We start from the raw sequence: 17,155 nt of genomic DNA, 5'->3' as shown, positions 1-17,155 counted from the left end.
CCCTATGCCACTGCTGGAGGTGAATAAACTATCCATTTCCTTTATGCACTATGTGAAAGGCAGCTCGCAGGAACAGATTTCGATTATTGATGAGCTGGATTTCGCGATAAATGAAGGTGAAATCGTAGCCGTCGTTGGAGCGAGCGGATCGGGAAAAAGCTTGCTCGCTCATGCGATTATGGGCATTTTGCCTAAAAATGTTGTGATGACCGGAAGCATCTCATACGGCGGAGAAGTGCTGAATGAAGCTAAGCTTAAGCGCTACCGCGGTAAGGAAATTGCCTTAGTACCGCAATCGGTAAGCTTCCTTAATCCGTTAATGCGAGTAGGCAAGCAGCTTCGCACGCGCGAAGATGGCGCTGAGCAGCTTCAGGAACGGAGAGGGTTATTTGCGCGGCTTCAGCTTGGAGCACATGTGGAGAGGCTGTTTCCATTTCAGCTCTCAGGAGGCATGGCTCGTAAAGTGCTTGTCTCTACGGCAGCGCTGGAAAGAACAAGGCTGATCATCGCAGATGAGCCTACGCCAGGCATGCATCCGGATGATGTTGCAGAGGCGCTCGGTCACTTCAAGCAGCTCGCTGAAGGCGGCTGTGCCGTGTTGTTTATTACACATGACATTGAAGCAGCTCTACGAATTGCAGATAAGGTCGCTATATTTTATGCGGGAACCGCTGTTGAGGTCGCTTCGGCCAAAGATTTCCACGGAAATGGTGAGCAGCTTAGGCATCCATACAGCCGCGCCTTGTGGCGTGCGCTTCCTCAAAATGGTTTCGAACCGCTGGCCGGGACGCAGCCTGCAAGGAGTTCTGCGATTTCAGGCTGTCTCTTTGCTGAACGCTGCAGCTTGGCTACAGAACGATGCGTTGACAGCAGGCCGGCGGCTCGCAGCCTTCGAAGTGGAATGGTGAGGTGTGTTCATGCGACTTGATGGAAGGAATCTCGGCTGGCGTTATGCGGACGGTCCTTGGTTGTTTAAAGATTTTAACATTTCGATACAGTCAGGAGAGGTCGTCGGCCTGATTGGACCTAGCGGCAGCGGAAAAACGTCGTTAGGCCGGTTATTGGCTGGTTATTTGAACCCTATTGCAGGAGAGGTGTCGGTTGATGGACGGAGCAAAAGTAATAAAGGCTCTGATCCTGTCCAAATGATTTTTCAGCATCCAGAGCGCGCGGTTAATCCAAAATGGCGGATGGCAAAAACAATGACTGAAGGTTGGTCCCCGGATGCTGCGCTGCTTGAAGCGTTAGGCATTAAGGAGCAGTGGCTGCGTCGTTATCCAAATGAGCTGTCAGGCGGAGAGCTCCAGCGCTGCTGTATTGCGAGAGCTCTCGGACCAGATACCAAATTTCTCATCGCAGATGAAATGACGACTATGCTAGATGCAATTACGCAGGCGCAAATATGGCATAAGATGCTTGAAATTGTCTGTGCTCGTCAAATGGGCTTGCTTATCATTAGTCATGATCATGCGCTTGTAAACAAAATTTGCAATCGAACCATTTCATTTCCAAGCGAATGCTAATCTTGTCCGCCCATTAGTCTGCGCAGTTTAGCTTCGGTTGATGTTTCAGGTGCAGGCGTATAGACGCTGCATCGTAGATCGGTATTTCCCTTTACTTGAAATGAGGTCAGATGATACAACATCTTTCCGACTCGTGCATGTCGAAATTCCAGCAATACATCTGGAGCAGAGCTGACCTGGCTTTGCTCCCAAAGATATTGAAACTCCGGATGGCTTCGCTTCATTTCATCAATAAACCGCTCATACCAATCATCCTGCACATATTGACCGTAATAGGCACGAAAGATAGCTAGAAATCCTCCTACAAAATGCTCCCAATTTCCCGCTAGCCTGCGGAATTCTTTCCTTGTGAACAATAACTCAATCATATTTCGCTGTTCAGCTGGAATTTGGTCAAAGTCCATAAACACATGCGAGGCGGCCTCGTTCCAACCGACGATTTGGCAGCGCCGATCCGATATAATAGTTGGACAGAAGCGGAGCTCTTTTAAAATTCTTTTTAGAGAGGGCGTAATTTCGGTCTGCTCCTCATTAATAGGCAGCGCGCTATAACCGGAACCGAGGGCGAGGGCGTACAAGTATTCCCGTTCATCGTCATTTAACTGCAGAGCCGCCGCAACACAATCCAGAACAGACGCCGATACTTGAATATCTCTGCCTTGTTCTAGCCAGGTATACCAAGTTGTGCTGACGCCAGCAAGCTGAGCGACCTCCTCACGTCGTAAACCAGGTGTTCTCCGCCGTGTTCCGATAGGGAAACCAACGTCCTCCGGCATGATTTTGGCACGCTTTGATTTTAGAAAGGATGATAATGCTTGTAATCTCGTCTCTCGATTAATCATGGTTTCCATCTCCGTACTCTCTTTATAGTAGTACTCATTATACTATAATAAACAACAACTTGTAATAGGATAAAGAGTATGACAAACTACTACCCATAAAGGATTTTGCGAAGGAGGAAATAAGATGGAACGTGTCGTCATTACGGGGATGGGTGTCATCTCGCCGCTAGGGAACAGTGTGGAGCGCTTTTGGGATGGATTGGTGCATGGACAATCAGGTATCTCTACGATTGATACATTTGATGTAAGCAAACATAAATCGAAAATTGCAGGTGTCGTAAGAGATTTTGATGGAGAAGCTTTATTTGGAAAAAAAGAAGCCCGTCGAATGGATCGGTTTAGCCAGTTTGCGATAGCAGCTGCTGAGCAAGCGCTGGAGGATGCAGCACTTAAGGTTGAAGAGACAGATCGGGAACGTGTTGGCGTTTATGTAGGATCTGGCATCGGCGGCATACAGACGCTGCTTGACCAAGCTGAAGTGCTGCATGATCGAGGGCCAGATCGTGTTAGTCCAACGCTTGTTCCGATGATGATTGCGAATATGGCAGCGGCGATGATCAGTATTCGGTTCGGTACGCAGGGGCCGTCGATGGCGCCAGTTACCGCATGCTCGATCGGGAATACGGCAATTGGTGAGGCTTGGCGGCTTATTCGATCAGGCAGCGCAGATGTCGTTATTGCAGGAGGAACGGAAGCGGCAGTTACGGATATTTCTCTCGCCAGCTTCGGCAATGCAACATCGGTATCAACGAGGAATGAAGCGCCAGCTTCGGCAAGCAGACCCTTTGATGCAGGGCGCGACGGCTTTGTTATGGCCGAAGGAGCTGGCATTCTCATACTCGAATCACTGTCACATGCACAGCAAAGAGGAGCCCGCATTCATGCGGAGGTTATCGGCTATGGCGCCAGCTCGGATGCGTATCATATGGTCGCAACTCATCCCGAGGGAATCGGTGCTTATCAGGCGATGAAGCATGCGCTGCGAGAAGCTGGCTTGGAGCCTAATCAAATTGATTTAATAAGCGCACATGCCACCAGTACGGAAATCGGCGACCGTTCCGAAACGGCAGCCATTAAGAAGCTGTTTGGTGACCTCGCGTATCAAATTCCGGTGACAGCTAACAAATCGATGACAGGTCATATGCTTGGTGCAGCTGGCGGAGTAGAGGCTATCGCACTCGTGAAGAGCATGCAGGAGGGGATTATCCCGCCAACGATCAATCAAGAACAACCAGATCCAATTTGTGATCTCGATTATGTGCCGAACATTGCGCGCGAAGCTGAGATTAATATAGCGATGTCCAATTCCTTTGGCTTCGGCGGTCATAATGCCGTAATTATTTTGAAGAAATTTCAGGCTTGAACATGATGTAATAACGTGAATTTTCTTATTTCCAAAAATAAAGCAAGAAGCTGGGTCGGCGGATTACTGCCGTTGACCCAGCTTTTTTTATTTTGTTATAAATCCGAGCATTATTGCGGGCAGAAGGGAGAAATGACCAGTACTCCAAACGATTCAATTCATGAGAGGAAGGGTAAAGGTTATGTAACCTATGGATGACAAGATCAGTTAAAAAGAGAAGAAGGTGCAGGTATGGCCAGACATAATCGATTTTTTAGATGGTGTTTCACGATTATTTTGATATTAATTATTATTTATTTGGGGTCGCGCGTTTCATTTATATTTAAACCTGTGCTTTCCTTATTCAGTATGATTATCGTTCCGCTTATGCTGGCAGGCTTTTTCTATTACTTGCTGCGCCCGCTCGTCAATGTGATGGAGCGGCATAAGGTTAATCGTACGCTCGCCATTTTGCTTATTTATTTGATTTTCGCCATTATGATGGTTGGCTTCAGCATCTTGGTATGGCCTTCCTTGCGTACGCAGCTCAATAATTTGGTCGAAAATGCCCCCGCTTTGTTTACTACTTTAAGCGAGCAAGTTGCAGAGCTTGAGCATAATGGGTTTTTATCGTCCTTTTTGCCGCAGGATTCGAATCTGTTATCTAAGCTTACGGAGTATTTGAACAAAGGCTTTACGGTATTTACAGAATATTTGACCGGGCTTTTTTCTTTTTTCTCAAATTTCGCGATTGTGCTCATAACGTTCCCGATTCTCCTGTTCTATATGCTGAAGGAAGGCGGGAAGTTTGGTGAACAAATTGTAAGCTTTATACCCAAAAGGTTCCGTATCCACGGTAAAGAGGTCATGGACGATATCGATCATATGCTCAGCAGCTTTATCGTTGGCAGAGTTATCGTGAATGTAGCACTCGGCGTTCTCATGTATGTAGGTTTTCTAATTATTGATTTGCCTTATGCGATGCTGCTGACCGTAGTGGCCGTCATCTTGAACTTTATTCCGTTTATCGGATCTTTTTTATCTTCTATCCCGATTGTCATCATTGGCTTCATTGAAGCGCCGTCAATCGCGATCTGGTCTATTGTCATTATTACAGTAGCGCAGCAAATTCAGGATAATCTTATTTCGCCTTATGTTTTTGGGAAGCAGCTTGATATTCATCCGATGACGACGATCATTTTGGTGCTCATGGGCGGAGATATTGCAGGAATTTTAGGCATACTACTTATTATTCCGGTGTATATGATTTTGAAAATCGTTTATAGCAAAGTTTATGAGCTGTTCTTCAAGCAGAAATGGGAAAATGCTTAACTGAGATTGTCACATAATGGGTGCGTATTATGGCATCATCTGTTATAATGACGTCGGCTAAGGCAAATTTACCGAAAGTACGGTGGCTTGATAACGATGGGGATAAACGCATTGCAAGGGAAACAAATCGTAATTGCTGGATCTCGGAAAACGGATGAGATGTGCATGGTTATTGAAAAACAGGGCGGCGTTCCAATTGTTCGTTCGCTTCAAGGCTTGACGATGTTTGATGAGGCGCTGTTGGAAGAGCCATTGCGAAACTTCGCTGAGCAGGGCGCGGATTGGGTTATTTTGACCACTGGCATGGGATCGGATCAGATCGTCAACACAGCCGACAGTATCGGCATTAAACAAGCGGTGCTTGGTAGACTGGCAGAGGCGAAAATCGCGACAAGAGGCTACAAAACGTCTGCATTTCTTAAACGTTCAGACCTGAAAGCGATCGTTAGCACGGATGATGGAACGATGGATGGACTCATAGAAAACCTCGAAGCCTTTGATTTTGAAGGGCAAAGGGTGTGGATACAGCTTCATGGTGAGCCAGCTCCAAAACTAGTACATTTTCTCGAAAATAAGGGTGCCTCGCAAATAGAAGCTGTGTTGCCCTATAAGCATGTTCCGCCGGATGCTGCTACAGTCGAACTGCTGCTCAGTGAGCTTTCTGCCGGCACAGTCGATACGGTCTGCTTCACGACTGCGGTGCAGGTGCACTATTTGTTCAAGCATGCAATTGAATCGGGCCGCAAGGAGCTTTTGTTGAACATCTTTAATCAGCACATCGTGGCTGCCGCAGTCGGTAAAGTAACGGCTGCAGCTTTGAAGGAGTACGGCGTGGAAAGAATCATCGTTCCAGAGCTGGAGCGCATGGGCGCATTAGTCATCGAAATTGGACGTTATTATGAGCGTACTGAAGGCAAGGAAGTATAAATATATTGAAGAGGCAGTCTTAGACACGTAATCGTGTTTTAGACTGCCTTTATTTTATGAAAAGGGTTTTTCTTGCGCATTTCTGAAATGTCTTGGTGATAGGCCATAACTTTTCTTGAACGCTTTCGAGAAATGCGAGGCGTTGGCGAATCCGCAATACTCCGCAATTAAATCGAGCTTAAGTCCGGTTGTGGCTAACAGCTCGCTTGCTTTCTCCAAACGTAAATGAACGAGAAACTGATGGGGCGTTGCTCCAAAATAGTGATGAAAAATAACGTTGAAATGGGATTCGGAATAACCCGCATGCTTCGCCATCGACTCTACCGTGATTGTTCCAGATAGATGAAAGGAAATAAAGGCTTTCATCTTCGTTACGAACTGCTGATCCTCGAATGCCAAAGAGCCTGTCGTCTCAAAGTCGCCGATTAATAGAAGGAGGAGCTCCATTGCCAGCTTTTGAGCATGAAGCACGTTTTGTATGTCGTTGTGGCTAAAATGCTCAATCATTTGGTTCAGCAGCTTTTTGAACGATTCCGGATGTCGCGGCTTCAGCTTGACGGGCAGCTGCAGGTTTGGAAATTCGTTTAACTGCGGCTGCTTCAAATCCGAATACGGCTCCAAGTTCGTCTGACCAGGCGTCGTTACAAAGCTTCTTTCTCGGTTCGGATTATAAAAGAAATCAAGATGAGTGTTTGGTACTACGCAGCTCCCATATCCTCTTGTTGTGAAGAGCGTTCCAGGCTGAATAAGTGCAAAGTCGCCAGGTAGCAGCTCATATTCAACCCCCTCAACCGTAAGCAAATAACGGCCTTCTTCCATATATAAAAACAAATAATCGAGCAGACGCCGTTCACCTTGAAAAAATGACGTTTCTTTAAAGCGATAGCAAAGCCGTATAAACGGCAGGACGGGATGGTCATTCCAGTTATGCAGCTGTGCATTCAATCCTAATTGCCTCCATTTCATATGATTAGTGCGATCATTATCATTGTTTTTGACAAGTTATTTCAATGTTTTTTACATGATTACCTTTATTATTAGCTTTATTATAGAGGTAAGCAATAGAAACTATCGAGGATAATGACATGAAAATGGAGGGGTGTACGAATGAGCTTAACGATACCTGACGTGATGACTGCACCAAGATTTTTGGGAAATGGGAAAATTGACTATATCGAAAAACCGGTGCCTATCCCTGGACCAGGCCAGCTGCTGCTCCAGGTCAAAGCAAACGCTTTATGCGGATCAGAGCGTGGACAGTTCTACAACGGTTCCGAAGCAACGCCTGGTCATGAGGCAGCAGGCATCGTTGTCGCAGCAGGCACAAATACAAAAACGGATGTAGGTACACATGGCGTTGTGTTTTTAATGGATTTTTGCGGGCAATGCCGCAGCTGCAAGCGAGGGTACACGAACCAATGCTTAAGCAAGCGTGCAGATTATGGCTTCTCACATGATGGCGGTTACGGATCTTACATGGTCGTGAACGAAAATGTGTTTTTTGCTGTGGATGCTGCCCTTCCGCTCACAGAAGCAACGATATTGCTTGATATCATGGGGACAGGCGGTCATGCGATTCGCAGAGCGCAGCTTGTGCATGGCGATATCGAATCCATCCTTATTGCCGGTGCAGGTCCGATTGGTCTAGCGGTGCTGGCGATGGCGAAGCTGCTGCTGGGCAAAGAGCTGCCTGTATTCATTATGGATTTTACACCTTACCGTTTAGAACTGGCACAGAAAATGGGTGCTATTCCGATCCATTTGGGGGAAACAACACTTGAAGCAGGATTGGCAGCCGCAGGCTTGGACCGTATAGATGCAGCATTCGATACGAGCGGTAGAACAACAGCTCGCGAAGCAGCTTTGCATGCACTGAATCATCGTGGTGTACTCGTATGCATTGGTCATGGCGAGCAGCTAAATTTGCAAGTATCCTCCGATTTGATAGCAACAGAGAGAGCCGTGCTTGGCAGTGAGTATTTTCCGTTTAGCGAGCTAGAGGCTAATCATCGTTTGATGGGTGAACACCTGCCATACTTAAGTCAAATCATCACGCACCGTTTTGGACCACAATCGATGCAAGAAGCATTTGAGTTGTTTTTCAAAGGGGATACGGGAAAGGTGGTCATTGAGCAATGAGCAGTGAGGGGCGAGTGAAGATTGCCTTAATCGGGGCTGGCGGCTGGGGATACCATCATGCTCGTATTTTTAATGCGCGTAAGGATGTTGATTTTTGTGCCGTTGTTGGACGAGATGCTGACCGAACAAGGGCAAGAGCAGATGAGTTTGGGACAAATGCCTATACGAGCATCGCGGAGATGCTGGAGACGGAACGGCCTGACCTCGTCAGCTTATGCTTGCCGAATCAAGGGCATTTTGATGCGACCATGCAGGTTATTCAAGCAGGTGTTCCATTATTGGTGGAAAAGCCGCTCGTATTTGATCTAGGGGAAGCTGATTCATTGCTTGCGGAAGCAGCGAAGCGGGAGCTGTTTTTTGCGATTAATTTTAATCACCGCTATGCGGCAGCTGTTCAGAAGGCTAAAGAAGCTATTGATGCGGGACGGTTAGGAGAGCTTATATTCGCTTCTTGGCGATTTGGCGGTGAAGGAACAAGTGATCATCCGCACGGCAACTTAATAGAAACCCAGTGCCACGGATTTGATATGCTTGAGCATTTATGCGGCCCGATTGCATCGGTGATGGCACAAATGACAGATAAAACCGGAAACGGTTTCTCTACCATGGCATTAGCTCTGCAATTTAAATCCGGCGCAGTAGGAACACTGCTCGGATCTTATGACTCCTCGTATGCATACGCACAGACTCATGCGATGGAGCTTAATGGCTTAAAGGGCAGAGTGACCATTGAAGATACAGTGAAGAAATTTACGTTTCAACGCTCGGGCAGCGAAACAGCCGAAGTGTGGCAGGCGGGTTACTTCAATGATAAGGAGCGAGAATTCCACCTTACATTCGACAAACATTTTGACCATTTGCTCGGTGCATTTCGTGCGGGTGAAGCACCGCCTATTCACGCTGCGGCGGGGCGCAGAGCGCTTCAGCTAGCCCATGCAGCAATTGAATCATTCCAGACGGGGCAACGGATTCAGACGTAGAGCACGCTGTGGAAGGATCGGTTTATCTAAAAAAAGTGATTAAGCGACTTACTGGTCAGCTTAATCACTTTTTTGGTTATAATCAGATGTGGTACGGATCGCTCAAAGAATTTTGTCCAGATGCTCAAGAGGCCTATTTAAATTAAGCTTCATCAAACGTGAGGCTTCTTCACCATTACGTGCTTCAAGCGCTTGGATGATGTACTCATGATCCGCTGCAGCTGTATGGGTCTCCCAGCTCGGCCGTTTGAAGAAAATATATTTGTATCTTCTTATATGTAATTGAAGCGAGGAGCAGAAGGTGAGTATATGCTGATTATTGGCAATTTGCAGAATCGTTTCATGAAACTCTTCATCATATTCCATCGCTTCATAGAGCTGCTCTTCACTAACTTTTTCATTAAAGCTGGCATTAATAGCACGCAGCTGTTCAATATGCTCTGGTTGAATATTGTCGGCAGCAAGCTCAGCTGCCAATGCTTGAAGGGCTGTAAGGGGTGCATACAGCTTAAGGATATCTTCCTTGGCTAGCGTCGTGACTCGCGTCTCTTTGCCAGGAAACATTTGAATGAGTCCTTGAACCTCAAGCAACTGAAAGGCTTCCCTAATCGGTGTGCGGCTGACGCCAAGTGCCTCGGCAAGCTCTGAATCGTTAAGCTTCTCTCCGGGCTGAAACGTGCCGTCGATAATCCATTTTTGCAGCTGGCTTAAGGTACGCTCCTTGGCGGATAGTCTAACGGGTGTTGAATAATCAGTTGGAATAGGCAGAGGGGATCCTCCTTTATTTTTTGGTTTCATTATGAAAGTGATAGGATAACAGTTTCGACAATATATAATATATCGCAGGTTCATTCATTGAAGCAAATGCCAAAAATTTTAAAAAGGAATTTATTGCTTTTATTTGCTTAAGGAAATATAATATGCGATATATTACATATTACATTCTATTTGGAGTAAGGAGAAAACTGTATGTCTAGTACTCAAGCTTCAATCGCAACATCACCGTCCGCTTTAAAAACGATATACCCATTGTTGTTTGCCATTAGCTTCGTGCATTTGATTAATGACACGATTCAATCGGTCGTACCGGCATTATTTCCTATTTTGAAAGACTCGCTTTCACTGAGCTTTGCTCAAATTGGATTGATCTCTTTGATGATTAATTTAACTGCAGCGCTGCTTCAGCCTGTTGTCGGCATTTTATCTGATTCACATCCGAAGCCGATGCTGCTGCCTATTGGCATGCTGTTCACAATGGGGGGCGTTGCTGCTCTTTCGTATGCTTCACATTTTTGGATGGTTATGGTCGCAGTTATGTTAATTGGAATTGGCTCAGCCGTTTTTCATCCTGCTTCTGCGCGGGTTTCCTATTTGGCTGCTGGGACGAAAAAAGGTACAGGGCAGTCGATCTTTCAATTTGGCGGAAATATTGGACAATCGCTTGCACCAATTATGACAGCTGTTCTATTCGTGCACACAGGCCAGCGCGGTGTGATCTGGTTTGCTCTGGTCGTAACTATCGGGATTGTCATTCAATTTAATGTAGCGAAATGGTACGGCAAGCAGCTCGCACTTGAGCCAAACAAGAGCACGAAGCAAGCGGCAAAGCCGGTCTCCAAACTTAATGTTTCCACCGGTAAAGTTGTATTTGCCATCACGATTTTAATGATTCTTGTGTTTTCCAAAAACGTCTATATTTCTGCGATCAGCAGCTATTACTCGTTTTATGCCATCGAGCATTTTGGACTATCCGTCAGTCATGCTCAAATCGTATTGTTTGTCTTTCTTGCAGCGAATGTTATCGGCTTGCTGCTCGGCGGGGTGCTCGCAGATAAGTTCAGCCGTCGCAGCTTGATTTGGTTCTCAATCCTAGGAACTGCACCATTTGCGCTGCTGCTTCCTTATGCTAATTTAACATTTTCCGTTATTTTAATCTTTTTTGCCGGTTTAATTTTGGCTTCGGCGTTTTCCGTTATTTTAGTTTATGCGAACGAATTGCTGCCTGGGCGGGTTGGCCTCGTATCAGGTGTGTTTTTCGGAATGGCGTTTGGTCTCGGGGGCATTGGTTCGGCGGTGCTCGGCAATTTGGCAGATTCCATGGGTATTGAGTTTGTCATTCGCTGCACGTCCTATTTGCCTTTGCTCGGCATGCTGACGATTTTGCTGCCGTCGGATCGCAAAGCCAAAGCAGCCGTTTAATCCGAGTGGACGTTTTTCTCATTAGGACAATTTCCGCCCATTCCCCGCCCACATACAATGTTGGTGTATAGCCTAAATGGTGCTGGGAGGGGAGTAACGCTGTGAATAAGCGGACTCTAATGATTGTTTCGCTTGTCATTTATGTATTGCTAGCTATCTTATTCCTCGTTTTGTCTATTTTTCACTAAACACATAACAGAGCAAGGGCTGTCCTAGGAGTAGATTGATCTACTCTAGGCAGCCCTTGTTTGTTTATTAGCTTCGGCTACTTGCCTGGCTGCTCCTGACTAAGCTTCATTTTACGGTAATCCTTCGGAACGACGCCCTTGGTTTCACGGAAAATACGGGAGAAGGTTTTGTATGAGCCATAACCAACCTCCAGCGCAATTTCAGCGACGCTCATATCGGTAGAAACAAGCAGGCTGCAGGCATGCCGCAAGCGCAAATCATGCAGGAAATGTACGAACGTTTGCCCAGTTGTTTGTTTAATTACTTCACTTATGCGAGACATGCTCAGTGAAAAGCGGTTAGCAAGGTCAGATAGCGCAAGCTCGTCTTGATAATGTTGATGAATATAATGAATGATTGGCCAAACCGAGGCACTCGATTTGGAAGCAAGCCTTGAGGCTGGAGCAGACGGCGCAATATTGCGGCGATAACGATCAAAGAAAGCTAATATTTCCTTCAACCGCACTTGCAGCATCGTTCGGCGCCAAGGCTCCTGCCCCGCATACTCGCGAAACATATCTTCTATTAAATGCTTCATTCGTTCATTATCAGCACCGCTAAGCTGAACGGATGGCGGCAGAGTATTCTGATCGATGAGGTCCATAAGGCCTTCCTCTTGTCCAGGCTCCATCAGCAAGTCCATGCTAAACATACAATTATAAAGAACAAGTGTACTCCCGGGCTCGGTAAATAGTTCATGCACCTGATAAGGAAGCACAAACGTAAAGGTGCCGGGCAGCATTTGATGTTTTGCATCGTTGATCGATTCAGAGCCTCTTCCGTCAATAACATAAGAGAACTCCAAAAAATCATGGCGATGCGGCCTAAAGCCATGGTAAAGACGGTTTAGGCTAATATGGAGGGGAGAAGAGGTATTCATATTTGGATACGTTTTCAAATAGTCAGGTATGTAGGTCATGAATGAATGCATTCCTCCGAAAATCTGAGACTTTTATCGAAAAACAAGCACGATTTCTCATCCCGTTTATTCTAACATAAATGAAGAGATCAAGCGTTACGAAAAACGAGTGCTTATTGCTGAGCAAGGGTTCATTCAAAATTATAGGAGGAATTTCATTGACTACAGAAAATAAGATTAGAATAGGTATTATCGGTGCAGGAAATATTGGCAACGTCCATGCAGGAGAATTTTCTAAGCTTGGCGAAGAGTGTATCATTACGGCGATTACTGATCTGGATTTGAAGCGAGCAGAGAAAGCAGCCAAGCAATATGGGATTGAGCATGTTGCGGCTTCCAATGAAGAGTTGATTCAGCGAGCTGACATCGATGCGGTCATCATCGGTGTACCTAACCAATTCCATGCTCCGCTTGCCGTTCAAGCTCTTGAAGCGGGCAAGCATGTATTGATAGAGAAGCCGATGGGCATTAACAGCGATGCTGCTCGTCAAATATGGAGAGCAAGCGAAGCAGCAGACCGTGTCGTCATGGTCGCTCATCAAATGCGCTGGGAATCTGTTGCGATGCAAATTAAAGAGCAAATCGACCGTGGTGAGCTTGGCAAAATTTATACAGCCAAAACAGGCTGGTTTCGCCGCAAGGGCATTCCGGGCTGGGGCACATGGTTTACACAAATGGATCAATCAGGCGGCGGCCCGCTTATCGATATCGGCGTTCACATGCTTGACCTTGCGCTGTATTTGATGGGCAATCCAAAGCCGGTTTCCGTATATGGATCAACCTATGCAGAGTTTGGCCCAAACCGTAAAGGGATTGGCACATGGGGTACACCGGATTGGGACGGAACGTATGATGTTGAGGACTTGGCTACGGCGCTAATCAAAATGGAAGACGGCAGCACACTCTCGCTTGAAGTGAGCTGGGCTGTTCATATGGATACGGACAATTCACCGTTTATCCATGTAATGGGCTCAGAAGGTGGCGCTAGCTACCGCGGTGCTGAAGGCAAGCTGCTTACAGAAAAATTTGATCGCCCGATTGAAAGTATTTTGAGCAAAGCCGACAATGATGAAGGTGAGCGCGCTCGTCTTAGCCGTCACTTCCTTGCATGTATTCGTGAAGGTAAACAGCCGATTACTTCCGTATTGACTGGTTTGACGAACAATCTTGTGCTTGATGCAATTTATGAATCATCGCGCACAGGCAATGAAGTGAAGCTGGACTGGAGTCTAAATTAATCATAGTTGATTGTAGAATGAGGAGGAATTTGTATGTTGAGAGGTTTAACTGGAGCGGGTCTTGGTCGAATCGAAAGTGATGAGCATCTAATTAAGCTCGCTGGTGCGTACGGATTTCAAGCTGTAGATTTGGATGCGGCGTCGCTAATTAATCGTTATGGTGTAGAGCAAGCGCGTGAGCTTCTTGCAAGCAATGGCGTAGTAATTGGCTCTATTGGTCTTCCAGTAGAATGGAGAACAACGGAAGAAGCTTTTCTTGAAGGATTGGAGAAGCTAGCTTCCTCAGCAGCTGCGGCTGCGGCTCTAGGCTGTACAAGCTGCTGCACCTATATTTTGCCTTCAACAGATTTGAAAGCAGCTCGCTTCATGGCACTTGCAACTCGCAGATTGCGTACTTGCGCTCAAATTTTAGGCGCTTATGGCATTCGCCTTGGCCTAGAATTTGTTGGTCCGCATCATTTGCGGACGCGTTGGGAGAATCCATTTATTTGGACGCTCGAGGAAACATTGGAGTGGATCGACGCAATTGGTGAGAGCAATGTTGGATTGTTGTTTGATGCCTATCACTGGTATACGAACAGCCTGACTGTTGCTGATATTGAAGCGCTTCGTCCAGAGCAAATCGTCCATGTTCATATCAATGACGCGCCGGATGTTCCGGTTGAGGAAGCACTCGACAACGGACGCGTATATCCAGGTGAGGGTGTAATTGATTTAGTAGGATTCCTGCAAGCCCTTAATCGTATTGGCTATAAAGGTGCCGTTTCACAGGAAATCTTATCTTCAGAAGCGGAATCGCAATCGCCGGAAGAGCTGGCGCAGCGCTCCAAAGCAGGCTTTGATAAAGTATTTGGCGCAGCGGGTCTGTAAGAAATACTTCTTCAAATATAATATGGCTGTTAATTACATCGCTGCAAGCACATATCATCGTGCTTGCAGCGATTTTTTATTATTTAGCGAGAATTTGAAAAAACGCTAATTTTGACATGATTTTTCATGAAATGTATTGGGTACTGTTGAGCAGGGCTATTCCGGTATGATGAATAATAACTGTTTTTTAAAACGCTGTGAACAGAGCGATAATAGGAGACCAAAAACATGGGATATAAAGCAGAGCAGCTTCATCCGTTAAACCTTTGGTATAAGCAGGCGGCTTCACGATGGGAGGAAGCATTGCCCATTGGGAATGGCCGATTAGGCGGTATGGTATTTGGCGGCGTGGAACAAGAACGCATTCAATTAAATGAAGATACATTGTGGTCGGGCTTTCCGCGGGATACGAACAATTACGAAGCGCTGCGCTATTTAAAGCGAGCCCGGGACTTCATTACAGATAAAAAATTTGTTGAGGCGGAACAGTTAATCGAGGCGAAGATGCTCGGAACGAACACAGAGTCCTATCAACCGATGGGCGACTTGTTTATAGAGCAGCATTTTGAACACGCGCATGATCAGGCCACAGATTACATTCGCAAGCTTGATATCGATGCAGGCATCGCTGCTGCACGGTTTCAAGTGGGTAAAACGGTTTACTCGCGCGAGATGTTTGTTAGCGCGGTGGATCAAGTATTATGCGTTAGATACGAAACAGAAGGAGAAGAGCTGCTAGAGCTTACAGCAGCGATGACTTCCTCCGTACAGTATGGAATCGAGGCAGCAGGCAGCGACGCTATCATACTTCACGGTCGTTGTCCAAGTCATGCAGCGGACAATTATTTGGGCGATCATCCACTGGCTGTACAGTATGAGAATGATCGCGGCATTACGTTTCAAGGAAAACTGGTGGTCAAGATAGAAGGCGGCAAACTTTCGATAAACAGCAATAAGCAAATAAATATTCAAGGGGCAAGGTCGGCTACATTTCTATTAAGCGCAGCAACAAGCTTTGTGAATTTTGATGTTCAGCCAGACAAAACTGCTGCTGCCCTGACCGAGCAAAACGATCGCGTATTGGAGAAAGCATTAGCATTCAGCTATGAACAGCTGCGAGAGCGCCATGTAGAGGATCATCGAAGCTTGTTTCAACGTGTGCAGCTCGATTTGGGGCGGACGGCACAAGCTCAATTGCCGACAGATGAGCGGCTGGAAAACTATAAGCAAGGCAAACAAGATCCAGAATTGGAAGCGCTATATTTCCAATATGGCCGATATTTGCTTATGGCAAGTTCGCGGCCAGGCACGCAGCCGGCTAATCTGCAAGGCATATGGAATGACCGGGTTCAGCCGCCTTGGAACAGCGACTATACGACGAATATTAATACGCAAATGAATTATTGGCCGGCGGAAATAGGAAATTTGAGCGAATGCCATGAGCCTTTGTTTCGCTTGATTGAGGAACTCAGCATCACGGGCGCCCGTACCGCGGCTATTCATTACAACAGTGCAGGCTGGGTAGCGCATCATAATGTGGATTTATGGCGGACATCAACGCCAACAGCGGGTCATCCAAGCTGGGCTTTCTGGCCGCTTGGCGGCGTTTGGTTGACGCAGCATTTATGGGAGCATTATTTATATCATCCGAGTGAAGCCTTTTTGAGAGAAAAAGCTTATCCCTTAATGAAGGGCGCAGCTTTATTTTGTTTGGACTTACTGCAGGAGAACGACAAAGGGCAGCTGATGACTTCGCCATCCACGTCGCCAGAGAATAAATTTCTGACGGCACAAGGCGAGGTTAGCAGTGTTGCTGAGTCATCTGCTATGGACATTACTTTAATTGGCGAGCTGTTTGATCATTGCGCAGCAGCTGCGAGCTTGCTCGGAATCGACGCATCTTTCAAGCAGCAGCTAGAAGCAGCGAGGAGCAAGCTTCCTCCGCTGCAAATTGCGCCTAATGGACAATTGCAGGAATGGCATGATTATTTTGAGGAGCACGAGCCTGGGCACCGTCACGTATCCCATCTATATGGCTTATATCCAGGTACGTCCATCAATCAAGAAACATCTCAGGAGCTTGTGGAAGCGGGCCGCCTTTCACTTGAGAACCGCATAAACCACGGAGGCGGCCATACAGGCTGGAGCTGTGCGTGGTTAATTAACTTATTTGCGAGGCTGAAGGATTCGAAGTCTTCTTATCACTTTATCCATACTTTGCTTGCACGCTCTACGCATCCGAATTTGTTTGATGATCATCCACCGTTTCAAATCGATGGAAACTTTGGCGGTACGGCGGGCATTGCAGAGCTTCTGCTGCAAAGCCATTTGGGTTATATCGAGCTTTTGCCAGCGCTTCCGGGTGCATGGCCGGCAGGTAGCGTGAAAGGTCTTAAAGCGCGTGGAGGGTTTGTTGTCGATATGGAATGGACAAATGGCAAGCTGACGGCAGGCCGCATGCAATCTACACACGGTTCGATCTGCAGCTTGCGAACGAAGGAATCCATTACCGTTGTCGGTTCTGACGGTACAGCTATCGATGCGTCAAAGCCATTTCCTACAAACAAGAATGAATGGTATAGCATTTTAACATCCACGATAGAGGGGGAGTAAGCA

At 46.6% G+C, this 17,155-nt stretch carries 15 protein-coding genes; 11 read left to right on the top strand and 4 right to left on the bottom strand.

Annotated elements, in window-relative coordinates; all coding sequences use genetic code 11:
• The first annotated feature begins 4 nt into the window (after positions 1-4).
• Both BK120_RS24355 and BK120_RS24350 read left to right on the top strand, forming a co-directional pair.
• Positions 5-928 carry an oligopeptide/dipeptide ABC transporter ATP-binding protein gene (locus BK120_RS24355; protein WP_076270099.1) on the top strand — a complete coding sequence of 308 codons (924 nt, stop codon included), beginning with the start codon at positions 5-7 and terminating at the stop codon, positions 926-928.
• On the top strand, positions 918-1,523 hold the full coding sequence (locus BK120_RS24350) for an ABC transporter ATP-binding protein (RefSeq protein ID WP_076270098.1): 606 nt from the start codon (positions 918-920) through the stop codon (positions 1,521-1,523). Before BK120_RS24355 ends, BK120_RS24350 begins: the two co-directional genes overlap by 11 nt.
• Here BK120_RS24350 and BK120_RS24345 read toward each other — a convergent pair.
• On the bottom strand, positions 1,520-2,362 hold the full coding sequence (locus tag BK120_RS24345; protein WP_076270174.1) for a helix-turn-helix transcriptional regulator: 843 nt from the start codon (positions 2,360-2,362) through the stop codon (positions 1,520-1,522). The two genes, BK120_RS24350 and BK120_RS24345, sit on opposite strands and share 4 nt — an antisense overlap.
• 127 nt (positions 2,363-2,489) lie before the next feature.
• Here BK120_RS24345 and fabF point away from each other — a divergent pair, with 127 nt between their 5' ends.
• From fabF to BK120_RS24330, 3 genes are all read left to right on the top strand, one after another.
• Positions 2,490-3,728: a beta-ketoacyl-ACP synthase II gene (fabF, locus tag BK120_RS24340; RefSeq protein ID WP_076270097.1), complete on the top strand. Its 1,239-nt coding sequence runs from the start codon at positions 2,490-2,492 to the stop codon at positions 3,726-3,728.
• A gap of 231 nt (positions 3,729-3,959) precedes the next feature.
• Positions 3,960-5,039 carry an AI-2E family transporter gene (locus tag BK120_RS24335; protein WP_076270096.1) on the top strand — a complete coding sequence of 360 codons (1,080 nt, stop codon included), beginning with the start codon at positions 3,960-3,962 and terminating at the stop codon, positions 5,037-5,039.
• Positions 5,040-5,135: 96 nt separating this feature from the next.
• Positions 5,136-5,966: a uroporphyrinogen-III synthase gene (locus BK120_RS24330; protein ID WP_076270095.1), complete on the top strand. Its 831-nt coding sequence runs from the start codon at positions 5,136-5,138 to the stop codon at positions 5,964-5,966.
• Positions 5,967-6,020: 54 nt separating this feature from the next.
• On the opposite strand, the gene BK120_RS24325 is transcribed toward BK120_RS24330, so the two are convergent.
• Positions 6,021-6,911 (bottom strand): helix-turn-helix domain-containing protein, encoded by an 891-nt coding sequence (locus tag BK120_RS24325; protein ID WP_179089885.1) that lies wholly within the window; start codon positions 6,909-6,911, stop codon positions 6,021-6,023.
• Between the two features lie 162 nt (positions 6,912-7,073).
• On the opposite strand from BK120_RS24325, the gene BK120_RS24320 reads away from it, so the two are divergent.
• Positions 7,074-8,105: an alcohol dehydrogenase catalytic domain-containing protein gene (locus BK120_RS24320; RefSeq protein ID WP_076270093.1), complete on the top strand. Its 1,032-nt coding sequence runs from the start codon at positions 7,074-7,076 to the stop codon at positions 8,103-8,105.
• Positions 8,102-9,085 carry a Gfo/Idh/MocA family protein gene (locus BK120_RS24315; RefSeq protein WP_076270092.1) on the top strand — a complete coding sequence of 328 codons (984 nt, stop codon included), beginning with the start codon at positions 8,102-8,104 and terminating at the stop codon, positions 9,083-9,085. The genes BK120_RS24320 and BK120_RS24315 overlap by 4 nt, the downstream gene beginning before the upstream one ends.
• Positions 9,086-9,187: 102 nt before the next feature.
• On the opposite strand, the gene BK120_RS24310 is transcribed toward BK120_RS24315, so the two are convergent.
• Positions 9,188-9,883: a GntR family transcriptional regulator gene (locus BK120_RS24310; protein ID WP_305953903.1), complete on the bottom strand. Its 696-nt coding sequence runs from the start codon at positions 9,881-9,883 to the stop codon at positions 9,188-9,190.
• Between the two features lie 171 nt (positions 9,884-10,054).
• On the opposite strand from BK120_RS24310, the gene BK120_RS24305 reads away from it, so the two are divergent.
• A complete protein-coding gene (locus tag BK120_RS24305; RefSeq protein WP_076270091.1) occupies positions 10,055-11,284 on the top strand; it encodes an MFS transporter in 1,230 nt (409 codons plus the stop codon).
• A 265-nt stretch (positions 11,285-11,549) separates the two neighbouring features.
• Here BK120_RS24305 and BK120_RS24300 read toward each other — a convergent pair whose 3' ends face one another.
• Entirely contained in the window at positions 11,550-12,431 is an 882-nt protein-coding gene (locus BK120_RS24300) for an AraC family transcriptional regulator (RefSeq protein WP_076270090.1), read from the bottom strand.
• A 158-nt stretch (positions 12,432-12,589) separates the two neighbouring features.
• Between BK120_RS24300 and BK120_RS24295 the strand changes: the two genes are divergently transcribed.
• The 3 genes from BK120_RS24295 to BK120_RS24285 all read left to right on the top strand — a co-directional run bounded on the left by BK120_RS24295 (position 12,590) and on the right by BK120_RS24285 (position 17,152).
• The gene (locus BK120_RS24295) at positions 12,590-13,669 is read left to right on the top strand and encodes a Gfo/Idh/MocA family protein (RefSeq protein WP_076270089.1); all 1,080 of its coding nucleotides are present in this window, start codon (positions 12,590-12,592) and stop codon (positions 13,667-13,669) included.
• Between the two features lie 33 nt (positions 13,670-13,702).
• Positions 13,703-14,539, top strand: coding sequence for a sugar phosphate isomerase/epimerase family protein (locus BK120_RS24290; RefSeq protein WP_076270088.1), 837 nt, complete (start codon positions 13,703-13,705; stop codon positions 14,537-14,539).
• Positions 14,540-14,767: 228 nt separating this feature from the next.
• Complete coding sequence (locus tag BK120_RS24285; protein WP_076270087.1) at positions 14,768-17,152, top strand: glycoside hydrolase family 95 protein; 2,385 nt, start codon at positions 14,768-14,770, stop codon at positions 17,150-17,152.
• Positions 17,153-17,155 lie beyond the last annotated feature (3 nt).

Source organism: Paenibacillus sp. FSL A5-0031 (genome assembly GCF_001956295.1).
GTDB lineage: Bacteria > Bacillota > Bacilli > Paenibacillales > Paenibacillaceae > Pristimantibacillus.
Note: the sequence above shows the minus strand (reverse complement) of the source record. Positions and strands in the feature narration are given on the sequence as shown.

Excerpts from the sequence above, each read along its gene's own strand:
- BK120_RS24290 (WP_076270088.1), top strand. The coding sequence starts at position 13,703 with ATGTTGAGAGGTTTAACTGGAGCGGGTCTTGGTCGAATCGAAAGTGAT.
- BK120_RS24310 (WP_305953903.1), bottom strand. The coding sequence starts at position 9,883 with ATGAAACCAAAAAATAAAGGAGGATCCCCTCTGCCTATTCCAACTGAT.
- BK120_RS24320 (WP_076270093.1), top strand. The coding sequence starts at position 7,074 with ATGAGCTTAACGATACCTGACGTGATGACTGCACCAAGATTTTTGGGA.
- fabF (WP_076270097.1), top strand. The coding sequence starts at position 2,490 with ATGGAACGTGTCGTCATTACGGGGATGGGTGTCATCTCGCCGCTAGGG.
- BK120_RS24305 (WP_076270091.1), top strand. The coding sequence starts at position 10,055 with ATGTCTAGTACTCAAGCTTCAATCGCAACATCACCGTCCGCTTTAAAA.
- BK120_RS24330 (WP_076270095.1), top strand. The coding sequence starts at position 5,136 with ATGGGGATAAACGCATTGCAAGGGAAACAAATCGTAATTGCTGGATCT.
- BK120_RS24315 (WP_076270092.1), top strand. The coding sequence starts at position 8,102 with ATGAGCAGTGAGGGGCGAGTGAAGATTGCCTTAATCGGGGCTGGCGGC.
- BK120_RS24355 (WP_076270099.1), top strand. The coding sequence starts at position 5 with ATGCCACTGCTGGAGGTGAATAAACTATCCATTTCCTTTATGCACTAT.
- BK120_RS24300 (WP_076270090.1), bottom strand. The coding sequence starts at position 12,431 with ATGACCTACATACCTGACTATTTGAAAACGTATCCAAATATGAATACC.
- BK120_RS24335 (WP_076270096.1), top strand. The coding sequence starts at position 3,960 with ATGGCCAGACATAATCGATTTTTTAGATGGTGTTTCACGATTATTTTG.
- BK120_RS24285 (WP_076270087.1), top strand. The coding sequence starts at position 14,768 with ATGGGATATAAAGCAGAGCAGCTTCATCCGTTAAACCTTTGGTATAAG.
- BK120_RS24350 (WP_076270098.1), top strand. The coding sequence starts at position 918 with ATGCGACTTGATGGAAGGAATCTCGGCTGGCGTTATGCGGACGGTCCT.